Here is a 10,640-nt window from a genome sequence, read left to right on the forward strand (position 1 = left end):
CCGGGGGTACGGGGATAGCTATTGGACGAGAATTGCCTGCGCCAGTTCAAGGTCGCCGGCATGCAATTTCGCCGGGGCTGCGCGCAGGTATTTCAGCGCGGATTCCAGGCGGGCGCCACGCAGTTGGCCGTCGGTTGCAACGAAGGCGGCGGCATCATCCTGGGCGGCGAGTAGCAGTTTATGGTCGAAGGGCGCGGAGGTCACCTGGCTTGTGGCGTAGACGCTGACGACCGAGCCTTGGGTGATCAGGTCGAATGCCTGGGCCGGGTTGGCCCAACAGATCAGGAGCAGTACTGGAGTGGAAAAGGCAATACGAAACAAACCTGTGGATCCCGGTAGCTGAAAACCAGCGCAAAGGCTAGCGCAACGGGGCGCCAAGGACCAGCGCAGAGCGGTTCAGGTGCGCTGGGGCACCTGAACCGGGCACACCTCAGATCGCCAGGATGGCTTGGGCCAACTGGGTATCGGTGGCCTGCTGCAGCTGTGGCGCTTGCTGGCGGATGTGGGCGAAGGCGCTTTCCAGCTTCACCCCGCGAATGGCGCCATCGGTGGCGACGAAGCTGGCGGCGTCGTCCCGGGCGGCGCGAACGATCTTGTTGTCACGCAGTGAGGAGGTGGCGTCGGAGGTGGCATCCGAGGTGGCCTTGAGTGCACCGACAATGGCGTCGGTGGTAACGATCAGGCTGGTGGCGTGGGCGTTGGCGGCCAGGGCCAGCAGGGCTGCGGCGCTAAGCAGGCGGAGACGAGGCATGGGTAACTCCTGTGGATGAACAGACAATGAAAGGCGCTGAGTGATACGCCGGGCAGCCACTGCAAGGTGCTGTGTCCGATTGCTCTGACGCAGCACGGGAGGAACTAGCCACGTCATGCCCGATATTAGGCCTCGTCGTTGCGTTCGCCCAGAGCTGTTCAGGTTCGCCAGAACGGTTTGTGCAGCTCCGCTGCCCTGTCGCAGTGGCTGATGCCGCTGTCCGCCAGTTGACGCTCGTCCAACTGGGCCAGGAGCTTGCGGGTCCTGGCCCGTTCGCCCATGCGCGCGATCGCGCTCAACCAGGCGTACCAGGGATTCGGGCCCTTGGCGGGTTGTGGGGGGCTGGCGGTCGAATGGGTTGGCGAGTCCATGATGCGTTCCTCGATGAGGCGTCTAGCACGTGGTTTGGAAGCTTCATCATGCGAGGAGCGAATGGTCCCTGGCAGATACACCAGTGTTAAATTGTACTGGTGCAATTGTTGTTTATTTGAAACTGTACCTATTCCGGTTCACCTGGCTGTATTCCAGGCTCCAGCGGCCATGAAGCACAAGACCCGCCGCGGTTTCCCGCGGCGGGTCTTGTGTATGCGATTCGGGGTGCTGGCGGTGGACCCGGTGGGTCAGGGCCAGCGACGCTGAGTTAGCGCCAGAACGGCTTGCTCAGCTCTTCGTAGCGTTGCGCTTCGCTGATCCCGGCATCGGCCAGCAGACGCGAATCCAGGCGAGCCAGTTGATGGCGGCTGGAGATGCGGCGCTGCCACAGCATCAGGTTGGCGAGAACGCGCAGAGGCAGGGAAGCCTGGGATTTAACAGCCTTGTCTTCGAAGAACAGTTCGGAACTGAGTGTACGTTCCATGGTTGACATCCTTCCGCTTGTGGCGGGATCAGGTAGTGGTTTAACTGGTGCCCATGATCCTCTTCCGGCGCAAGACTCTGTAGATACAGTTCACCTGTATTGTGAAAGACCAGTTAACTGTTTATAGGGGCTGTACTGTTCCGAAATGGCGTAACTGTACCTGTCAGCACCTTTTTGGTGCATTTCGTGGGTTTTTGATCGATGAAGGGCGATTTCAGGCGGGGAAAAGACCGGTACAGCAGTACAGTTTTTGTAACTGACTGGCGATGGAGCCGGCGGACTAACGCAACTGTGCTTGCGTCAGCCGCCGACTGTATTCATCACTCGGCGAGCATCTTCCCGGTTTCTTCCAGGTTGATGTGCCAGCTCAGGGCTTCACGCAGGATGTGCGGGGTGTGGCCACCCAGGGCGCAGGCCTTGGTGAAGTAATCGTTGAGGGCGTCGCGGTAGGACGGATGCACGCAGTTGTCGATGATCACCCGTGCCCGTTCCCGTGGCGCCAGGCCGCGCAGGTCGGCCAGGCCGATCTCGGTGACGAGGATGTCGACGTCGTGCTCGGTGTGGTCCACATGGCTGACCATGGGTACCACGCTGGAAATCGCGCCACCCTTGGCGATCGACTTGGTGACGAAGATCGCCAGGTGCGCGTTACGGGCGAAGTCACCCGAGCCGCCGATGCCGTTCATCATCTTGGTGCCGCAGACGTGGGTGGAGTTGACGTTGCCGTAGATGTCGAACTCCAGCGCAGTGTTGATACCGATGATGCCCAGGCGCCGCACCACCTCGGGGTGGTTGGAGATCTCCTGCGGGCGTAGCACCAGCTTGTCCTTGTAGCGCTCCAGGTTGCCGAACACATCGGCGTTGCGCCGGCTCGACAGGGTGATGGAGCTGCCCGAGGCGAAGCTCAGCTTGCCGGCGTCGATCAGGTCGAAGGTCGAGTCCTGCAGCACTTCGGAGTACATCGTCAGGTTTTCGAAGGGCGACTCGATCAGGCCGCACATCACCGCGTTGGCGATGTTGCCGATACCGGCCTGCAGCGGGCCGAGCTTGTTGCTCATGCGCCCGGCTTGTACTTCCCGCTTGAGGAAGTCGATCAGGTGGTTGGCGATGCCCTGGGTCTCGCTGTCCGGGGTCGAGACGGTGGACGGCGAGTCGGACTGGTCGGTGATGACGATGGCGGCGATCTTGTCCGCCGGGATCGGGATGGCGGTGCTGCCGATGCGGTCGTCGACCTTCACCAGCGGGATCGGCGTACGGGTTGGGCGATAGGTCGGGATATAGATGTCGTGCAGCCCTTCCAGGTTCGGGTTGTGCGCCATGTTGATCTCGACGATCACTTGCTTGGCGAAGATCGCGAAGCTGGCGGAGTTGCCCACCGAGGTGGTCGGCACGATATGCCCCTGCTCGGTGATGGCTACTGCCTCGATCACGGCGATGTCCGGCAGCTTGAGCTGCTGGTTGCGCAGTTGTTCGACGGTTTCCGACAGGTGCTGGTCGATGAACATCACCTTGCCGGCGTTGATCGCCTTGCGCAGGGTGCTGTCCACCTGGAACGGCATACGCCGGGCCAGCACGCCGGCCTCGGTCAGTTCCTTGTCCAGGTCGTTGCCCAGGCTGGCGCCGGTCATCAGGCTGATTTTAAGCGGTGACACCTTGGCCCGTTCGGCCAGGGCATGGGGCACGGCCTTGGCTTCACCGGCGCGGGTGAAGCCGCTCATGCCGACGGTCATGCCGTCCTCAATCAGAGCGGCAGCGTCTGCGGCGCTCATCACCTTATCCAACAACGAAGGCAAGCGGATACGATCACGGTACATGGATTGTTATCTCGGGCAACGAAAGCAAGAAGCGCAGTCTAGTGATTTCCAGAAAAAACGCCCCGCGACAAAGGTCGAATGAAAGGCCCTGTCCTAGAGCCTTCCGTCGGCTTTCTGGAGTAAATAAAAAACCCCAGCCTACTAAAGGCTGAGGTCTTGGGTATTGCGCTACGGCAGGATTATTCGACGGCCTTGACCATGTCCTCGATGACTTTCTTGGCGTCGCCGAAGACCATCATGGTCTTGTCCAGGTAAAACAGTTCGTTGTCCAGGCCGGCATAACCGCTGGCCATGGAGCGCTTGTTGACGATGATGGTCTTGGCCTTGAAGGCCTCGAGGATCGGCATGCCGGCGATAGGCGACTTCGGATCGTTCTTCGCCGCCGGGTTGACCACGTCGTTGGCGCCGAGCACCAGTACCACGTCGGCCTGGCCGAACTCGGAGTTGATGTCCTCCATCTCGAACACCTGGTCGTACGGCACTTCGGCCTCGGCCAGCAGCACGTTCATATGGCCAGGCATACGCCCTGCCACCGGGTGGATCGCGTACTTCACGGTCACGCCACGATGGACCAGTTTCTCGGTGAGTTCCTTCAATGCGTGCTGGGCGCGTGCCACCGCCAGGCCGTAGCCGGGCACGATGATCACGGTGTCGGCGTTGGTCAGCAGGAAGGTCGCGTCGTCGGCCGAGCCGGACTTCACCGGACGGGCCTCCAGGGCGCCTGCCGGACCACCGGCATCGGCGCTGTTGCCGAAACCGCCGAGCAGCACGTTGAAGAACGAGCGGTTCATCGCCTTGCACATGATGTAGGAGAGGATCGCGCCGCTGGAGCCCACCAGGGAGCCGGCGATGATCAGCATCGAGTTGTTCAGCGAGAAGCCGATGCCCGCCGCCGCCCAGCCCGAATAGCTGTTGAGCATCGACACCACCACCGGCATGTCGGCGCCGCCGATAGGGATGATGATCAGCACGCCCATGATGAAGGCCAGGGCCAGCATCAGGGCGAAGGCGCCCAGGTTGCCGGTGACCATGAAGGTGATGCCCAGGCCAAGGGTGGCCAGGCCCAGTACCAGATTGAGCTTGTGCTGGCCGGCGAACTGTACCGGTGCGCCCTGGAACAGGCGGAACTTGTACTTGCCCGACAGCTTGCCGAAGGCGATCACCGAACCGGAGAAGGTGATGGCGCCGATGGCCGCGCCGAGGAACAGCTCCAGGCGGTTACCGGTCGGGATCGAGTCGCCCAGGTGCTTGACGATGCCCAGGGACTGCGGCTCGACCACGGCGGCGATGGCGATGAACACCGCGGCCAGGCCGATCATGCTGTGCATGAAGGCCACGAGCTCAGGCATCTTGGTCATTTCGACGCGCTTGGCCATGATCGAACCGGCGGTGCCGCCGATCAGCAGGCCGACGATCACATAGCCGATGCCGGCGGTGGCGAGCTCGGCGCCGAGCTTGTAGATCAGGCCGACGGTGGTCAGTACCGCCAGGGCCATGCCGAGCATGCCGAACAGGTTGCCGCGGCGCGACGTAGTCGGGTGCGAAAGGCCCTTGAGCGCCTGGATGAAGCACACCGAAGCGATCAGGTAGAGGGTGGTTACCAGGTTCATACTCATTACTTCTGCACCTCTTCTTTGGCTTTGGGCGCTTTCTTCTTGAACATTTCCAGCATGCGGCGGGTGACCAGGAAGCCACCGAACACGTTGACCGCGGCCAGGGCCACGGCCAGGGTGCCCATGGTCTTGCCCAGCGGAGTCACGGTCAGGGCGGCGGCCAGCATGGCGCCGACGATGACGATCGCGGAAATGGCGTTGGTCACCGCCATCAGCGGCGTGTGCAGTGCGGGTGTGACGTTCCAGACCACGTGGTAACCGACATAGATCGCCAGCACGAAGATGATCAGGTTGTAGATACCGGGGGAGATGAGCTCTTCCATCGTCTGAATCCCTGCTTAGGCGTTTTTGCGGATGACTTGGCCGTCGCGGCACATCAGGCACGCGGCGACGATGTCGTCTTCGAGGTTGACTTCGAACTGCCCTTCTTTAGTGAAGACAAGCTTCAGGAAGTCCAGCAGGTTACGGGCGTACAGGGCCGAGGCATCGGCGGCCACCGCGCCGGCGAGGTTGGTCGGGCCGACGATGGTCACGCCATGCTCGATCACCACCTGGTCAGCCACGGTCAGCGGGCAGTTGCCGCCTTGGGCGGCGGCCAGGTCGATGACCACCGAGCCGGGCTTCATCTGGGCCACGGTATCGGCGCTCAGCAGTGTCGGCGCCTTGCGGCCCGGGATCAGGGCCGTGGTGATGACGATATCGGCCTGCTTGGCGCGTTCGTGCACGGCCAGTGCCTGGCGCTGCATCCAGCTGGCTGGCATGGGGCGGGCGTAGCCACCGACGCCTTCGGCGCATTCGCGTTCTTCGTCGGTTTCGTAGGGCACGTCGACGAACTTGGCGCCCAGGGACTCGATCTGCTCCTTCACCGCCGGGCGCACGTCGGAAGCCTCGATCACCGCACCCAGGCGCTTGGCCGTGGCGATGGCCTGCAGGCCAGCCACGCCGGCGCCGAGGATCAGCACGCGGGCAGCCTTCACGGTGCCGGCGGCGGTCATCAGCATCGGCATGAAGCGCGGGTAATAGTGGGCTGCCAGCAACACTGCCTTGTAGCCGGCGATGTTGGCCTGGGACGACAGCACGTCCAGGCTCTGGGCCCGGGAGGTGCGCGGCGCGGCTTCCAGGGCGAAGGCGGTGATCCCGCGCTCGGCCAGCTTGGCAATGGTTTCATTGCTGAACGGGTTGAGCATGCCCACCAGGACGGTCCCGCTCTTGATCAGGGCCAGTTCACTGTCGTTGGGAGCCACGACCTTGAGGATCAGTTCGGCGCCGAAGGCATCGTTGGCGCTGCCAATGGTTGCCCCTGCCGCTTCGTAGGCACTGTCCACCACGCTGGCATTGATGCCGGCGCCGCTTTGCACGGTGACCTTATGACCCTGGCCGATCAGCTTCTTGATGGTTTCCGGGGTTGCAGCAACCCGTGTTTCACCCGTCTGGGTTTCGAGAGGAACACCAATGTGCACGTCAAATCTCCTGCTTGATCTTATTGCTTGCGATCTTTCTTAGAAGGCCAGCGCACTACGCAGGGGCGCTGGGGCGGCCGATCAGCACGATCCCGCTGAAATCACAGCGGGGCGCGGCATTTTGCAGGCGAACTTTGAGGCCTTCAAGGAATTCTGACTAGTGACGGAAAATTAACTACAAGTCACCCCGTGACCGAATGTCGCAACCATCAGGGGTAAAGCCTTGCAGGCTGTGGCTTTCAAGGCTTTTACCGCAAATTTAAGTTTTTTCGCATCGGTGACATGAATGCTCACACATTGCCTGCCAATAAACCCTACAACCCGCGTGGTTAGCTGCTTGGAGAAGGTTTTTGCTAGGTGTCGGTACAGTCTGCCTAAATGCGACAAATAGTTATATCTGTAGTGTTTTATTTTTTCTGACTACGGGGTCAATTATGGCTGGAGGCCTCAGTTTTCCAAGGTATAGCTGTGTGCCTGGCGTACCAGCCAATCGCGAAATGCCCGCAATGAGGCTGACTCCACCTTCCGTTCGGGAATCATGAGGTAGTACGCCTTGATGCTCGACAGGGCCTTGGGGTTGGCGATCACCAGGCGCTTCTCCGCCAGTTCGCGCTGGATCAGGAACGGCGGGATCAAGGCGATGCCCATGTCGTGCATGGCTGCCTGGGCGAGCATTGAGAATAGCTCGTAGCGTGGGCCTGTCATGTCCCGTGGGACGCTCAACTGCTGGGAGTTGAACCACTGGCGCCAGGCGTAGGGCCGGGTGGTCTGCTGTAGCAAGGGCAGCTCGGCAATGGCTTCGGGGGATAGCTGTTGAAGTTCGCCCAGCATGGCCGGGCTGCATACCGGCATGGGGTGTTCATCCATCAGGCGGTGGGACTGGGTGCCGGACCAGTCGGCGTCGCCGAAGTAGATGGCAGCGTCGAAGGGAGTATCGGCGAACAGGAATGGCCGGGTGCGGTTGGTCAGGTTGACCGTGACGTCCGGATGCCGTTGCTGGAAGTCCTTGAGGCGTGGCAGCAGCCATTGGGTGCCGAAGGTCGGAACCACGGCCAGTTCGATGACGTTGGCGCCCTGCTGCCCCATCACCGATAGCGTGTCGCGTTCCACCGCATCCAGCTGGGTGGCGACTCGGCGACTATAGGACAGGCCGGCCTCGGTCAGCTTGACCCCGCGCCGGGAGCGGCGGAACAGCTCTACGCCGAGGAACTCCTCCAGGCTGGCGATCTGGCGGCATACCGCGCCCTGGGTCAGGGAAAGTTCCAGGGCGGCCTTGGTGAAGCTCTCGTGACGGGCGGCGGCTTCGAAGCTGATGAGCGCGGCGGTGCTGGGGATTTTTCTGCGCATGTACGGCAATCTCACTAATGAATGCTGTAAATGGCACTCGACGCCATTTCGAAGTGAGAAATTAGCACAACAGTATGCGAAATCCTCGTTTGCCCGGGGCGACGACCAGGCCTAGGATCAATCCACGATAGTTGGCCTACTTCACGAGGACTCTCCCATGGGCGGCAAAGCAAGCTTCAACTGGATCGATCCCCTTCTGCTGGATCAGCAACTGACCGAAGAAGAGCGCATGGTGCGCGACAGCGCCGAGCAGTTTGCCCAGGGCAAGCTGATGCCGCGGGTCCTGGAGGCTTTCCGCCATGAGCAGACCGATCCGGCGATCTTCCGCGAGATGGGTGAAGTGGGCCTGCTGGGCGCGACCATTCCCGAGCAATACGGCGGCAGTGGCCTGAACTATGTGTGCTACGGCCTGATCGCCCGTGAAGTGGAGCGCGTGGATTCCGGTTACCGCTCGATGATGAGCGTGCAGTCGTCCCTGGTGATGGTGCCGATCAACGAATTCGGCACCGAGGCGCAAAAGCAGAAGTACCTGCCGAAGCTGGCTTCCGGTGAGTGGATTGGCTGCTTCGGCCTGACCGAACCTAACCATGGCTCCGATCCGGGCGCCATGGTGACCCGTGCGCGCAAGGTGGATGGCGGCTACAGCCTGACCGGCAGCAAGATGTGGATCACCAACAGCCCGATCGCCGATGTGTTCGTGGTCTGGGCCAAGGACGACGCTGGCGATATCCGTGGCTTTGTCCTGGAGAAAGGCTGGAAGGGCCTGAGCGCCCCGGCTATCCATGGCAAGGTCGGCCTGCGGGCGTCGATCACCGGCGAGATCGTCATGGACAACGTATTCGTGCCGGAAGAGAACATCTTCCCTGATGTGCGCGGCCTCAAAGGTCCGTTCACCTGCCTGAACTCGGCGCGCTACGGCATTTCCTGGGGCGCCCTGGGTGCCGCCGAGTTCTGCTGGCACACCGCTCGCCAGTACACCCTCGATCGCCAGCAGTTCGGCCGTCCCCTGGCGGCGACCCAGCTGATCCAGAAGAAGCTGGCGGACATGCAGACCGAGATCACCCTCGCCCTGCAAGGCTGCCTGCGCCTGGGCCGGATGAAGGATGAAGGCACCGCGGCAGTGGAAATCACTTCAATCATGAAGCGCAACTCCTGCGGCAAGTCCCTGGAGATTGCCCGCATGGCCCGCGACATGCTGGGCGGCAACGGTATTTCCGATGAGTTCGGCATCGCCCGTCACCTGGTGAACCTGGAGGTGGTCAACACCTATGAAGGCACCCATGACGTACATGCGCTGATCCTGGGGCGCGCACAGACCGGTATCCAGGCGTTCTATTAATAGGAGAGCGGCCATGGGCGCGTTATCGCATCTGCGGGTACTGGATTTATCGCGGGTCCTGGCCGGGCCATGGTCCGGCCAGATCCTGGCGGACCTGGGGGCGGAGGTCATCAAGGTCGAGCGTCCGGGCAACGGTGACGATACCCGTGCCTGGGGGCCGCCCTTCCTTAAGGACGCTTATGGCGAGAACACCACGGAGGCCGCCTATTACCTGTCGGCCAACCGTAACAAGCAATCGGTGACCATCGACTTCACCCGTCCGGAGGGCCAGCAACTGGTGCGCGAACTGGCGGCCAAGTCGGACATCGTCATCGAGAACTTCAAGGTGGGCGGCCTGGCGGCCTATGGCCTGGACTATGAGTCGCTCAAGGCGCTCAATCCGCGCCTTATCTATTGCTCGATCACCGGGTTCGGCCAGACGGGGCCTTATGCCAAGCGGGCGGGTTATGACTTCATGATCCAGGGGTTGGGTGGACTGATGAGCCTGACCGGTCGCCCCGAGGGTGATGAAGGTGCCGGGCCGGTGAAGGTCGGCGTGGCCTTGACCGACATCCTGACCGGGCTCTATTCGACGGTGGCGATCCTGGCGGCCCTGGCCCACCGTGATCAGGGTGGCAGCGGGCAGCATATCGACATGGCGCTGCTGGATGTCCAGGTCGCGTGCCTGGCGAACCAGGCGATGAACTACCTGACGACGGGAGTCGCGCCCAAGCGCCTGGGTAATGCCCATCCTAATATAGTGCCCTATCAGGATTTTCCGACGGCGGATGGCGACTTCATCCTTACCGTGGGTAATGACGGGCAGTTTCGCAAGTTTGCCGAAGTGGCGGGCCAGCCGCAGTGGGCGGATGACCCTCGGTTCGCCACCAACAAGCTGCGGGTGGCCAATCGCGCGGTGCTGATTCCTCTGATCCGCCAGGCGACGGTATTCAAGACTACGGCGCAGTGGGTCAGCCAGCTGGAGCAGGCTGGGGTGCCGTGTGGGCCGATCAACGACCTGTCCCAGGTGTTTGCCGATCCGCAGGTGTTGTCCCGCGGCTTGGCCGTGGAGTTGCCGCATGCCTTGGCGGGGATGGTGCCCCAGGTGGCCAGTCCGATTCGTCTCTCCGAGACGCCGGTGGAATATCGTCAGGCCCCTCCCCTGTTGGGTGAGCATACGCAGCAAGTTCTGCAGCGCGTGCTGGGTATGCAGGCCGAGGCCGTGGATAGCTTGAAGCAGTCGGGAGTGTTGTAGAGCCTTCCTTCTTACTTATATATAGAGAAGCGCTTTGCGTTCCATGTAACGCTGCCCGGGACAGTCTTTTAAGGCGTTCCGGGCGTTATTCATGGAAAACTGAAAATAAGTGTTGACGGCGAGTTTAATGTCTCTATAATTCGCCCCACTTCCGGCGCAGTCGAAACGGAAAACTCCTTGAGATTCAACGAGTTACGAAGATTTCGACAGCGGTCACGCTTCAGTT

General features: G+C 61.7%; 11 protein-coding genes. 2 read left to right on the plus strand and 9 right to left on the minus strand.

What is annotated here, in order from left to right:
• Nucleotides 1–18: 18 nt before the first annotated feature.
• From GDH07_RS31665 to GDH07_RS31705, 9 genes are all read right to left on the minus strand, one after another.
• Complete coding sequence (locus GDH07_RS31665) at nucleotides 19–321, minus strand: DUF2388 domain-containing protein (protein WP_022642734.1); 303 nt, start codon at nucleotides 319–321, stop codon at nucleotides 19–21.
• A gap of 109 nt (nucleotides 322–430) precedes the next feature.
• On the minus strand, nucleotides 431–751 hold the full coding sequence (locus tag GDH07_RS31670; RefSeq protein ID WP_152899822.1) for a DUF2388 domain-containing protein: 321 nt from the start codon (nucleotides 749–751) through the stop codon (nucleotides 431–433).
• A gap of 158 nt (nucleotides 752–909) precedes the next feature.
• Nucleotides 910–1,122, minus strand: a complete 213-nt coding sequence (locus GDH07_RS31675) for a DUF1127 domain-containing protein (RefSeq protein WP_152899823.1) — start codon at nucleotides 1,120–1,122, stop codon at nucleotides 910–912.
• 269 nt (nucleotides 1,123–1,391) lie between these two features.
• Complete coding sequence (locus GDH07_RS31680; protein ID WP_022642737.1) at nucleotides 1,392–1,607, minus strand: DUF1127 domain-containing protein; 216 nt, start codon at nucleotides 1,605–1,607, stop codon at nucleotides 1,392–1,394.
• A 320-nt stretch (nucleotides 1,608–1,927) separates the two neighbouring features.
• Nucleotides 1,928–3,421 carry a succinyl-CoA:acetate CoA-transferase ScpC gene (gene scpC, locus GDH07_RS31685; RefSeq protein ID WP_031321048.1) on the minus strand — a complete coding sequence of 498 codons (1,494 nt, stop codon included), beginning with the start codon at nucleotides 3,419–3,421 and terminating at the stop codon, nucleotides 1,928–1,930.
• 179 nt (nucleotides 3,422–3,600) lie between these two features.
• Nucleotides 3,601–5,037 carry an NAD(P)(+) transhydrogenase (Re/Si-specific) subunit beta gene (locus GDH07_RS31690; RefSeq protein WP_152899824.1) on the minus strand — a complete coding sequence of 479 codons (1,437 nt, stop codon included), beginning with the start codon at nucleotides 5,035–5,037 and terminating at the stop codon, nucleotides 3,601–3,603.
• On the minus strand, nucleotides 5,037–5,357 hold the full coding sequence (locus GDH07_RS31695) for an NAD(P) transhydrogenase subunit alpha part 2 (RefSeq protein ID WP_003233786.1): 321 nt from the start codon (nucleotides 5,355–5,357) through the stop codon (nucleotides 5,037–5,039). Before GDH07_RS31695 ends, GDH07_RS31690 begins: the two co-directional genes overlap by 1 nt.
• Before the next feature lie 15 nt (nucleotides 5,358–5,372).
• Nucleotides 5,373–6,494, minus strand: a complete 1,122-nt coding sequence (locus GDH07_RS31700; RefSeq protein ID WP_263013849.1) for a Re/Si-specific NAD(P)(+) transhydrogenase subunit alpha — start codon at nucleotides 6,492–6,494, stop codon at nucleotides 5,373–5,375.
• 447 nt (nucleotides 6,495–6,941) lie between these two features.
• Entirely contained in the window at nucleotides 6,942–7,841 is a 900-nt protein-coding gene (locus tag GDH07_RS31705; RefSeq protein WP_152899825.1) for a LysR family transcriptional regulator, read from the minus strand.
• 157 nt (nucleotides 7,842–7,998) lie between these two features.
• On the opposite strand from GDH07_RS31705, the gene GDH07_RS31710 reads away from it, so the two are divergent.
• Nucleotides 7,999–9,180: an acyl-CoA dehydrogenase gene (locus tag GDH07_RS31710; RefSeq protein WP_022642742.1), complete on the plus strand. Its 1,182-nt coding sequence runs from the start codon at nucleotides 7,999–8,001 to the stop codon at nucleotides 9,178–9,180.
• A gap of 13 nt (nucleotides 9,181–9,193) precedes the next feature.
• Nucleotides 9,194–10,414, plus strand: a complete 1,221-nt coding sequence (locus GDH07_RS31715) for a CaiB/BaiF CoA transferase family protein (RefSeq protein ID WP_152899826.1) — start codon at nucleotides 9,194–9,196, stop codon at nucleotides 10,412–10,414.
• The last annotated feature ends 226 nt before the right edge of the window (nucleotides 10,415–10,640 follow it).

Source organism: Pseudomonas piscis (genome assembly GCF_009380155.1).
GTDB lineage: Bacteria > Pseudomonadota > Gammaproteobacteria > Pseudomonadales > Pseudomonadaceae > Aquipseudomonas > Aquipseudomonas piscis.

Coding starts and splice junctions, on each gene's coding strand:
- GDH07_RS31680 (WP_022642737.1), bottom strand. CDS start 1,607: ATGGAACGTACACTCAGTTCCGAACTGTTCTTCGAAGACAAGGCTGTT.
- GDH07_RS31695 (WP_003233786.1), bottom strand. CDS start 5,357: ATGGAAGAGCTCATCTCCCCCGGTATCTACAACCTGATCATCTTCGTG.
- GDH07_RS31705 (WP_152899825.1), bottom strand. CDS start 7,841: ATGCGCAGAAAAATCCCCAGCACCGCCGCGCTCATCAGCTTCGAAGCC.
- GDH07_RS31675 (WP_152899823.1), bottom strand. CDS start 1,122: ATGGACTCGCCAACCCATTCGACCGCCAGCCCCCCACAACCCGCCAAG.
- GDH07_RS31715 (WP_152899826.1), top strand. CDS start 9,194: ATGGGCGCGTTATCGCATCTGCGGGTACTGGATTTATCGCGGGTCCTG.
- GDH07_RS31710 (WP_022642742.1), top strand. CDS start 7,999: ATGGGCGGCAAAGCAAGCTTCAACTGGATCGATCCCCTTCTGCTGGAT.
- GDH07_RS31670 (WP_152899822.1), bottom strand. CDS start 751: ATGCCTCGTCTCCGCCTGCTTAGCGCCGCAGCCCTGCTGGCCCTGGCC.
- scpC (WP_031321048.1), bottom strand. CDS start 3,421: ATGTACCGTGATCGTATCCGCTTGCCTTCGTTGTTGGATAAGGTGATG.
- GDH07_RS31690 (WP_152899824.1), bottom strand. CDS start 5,037: ATGAGTATGAACCTGGTAACCACCCTCTACCTGATCGCTTCGGTGTGC.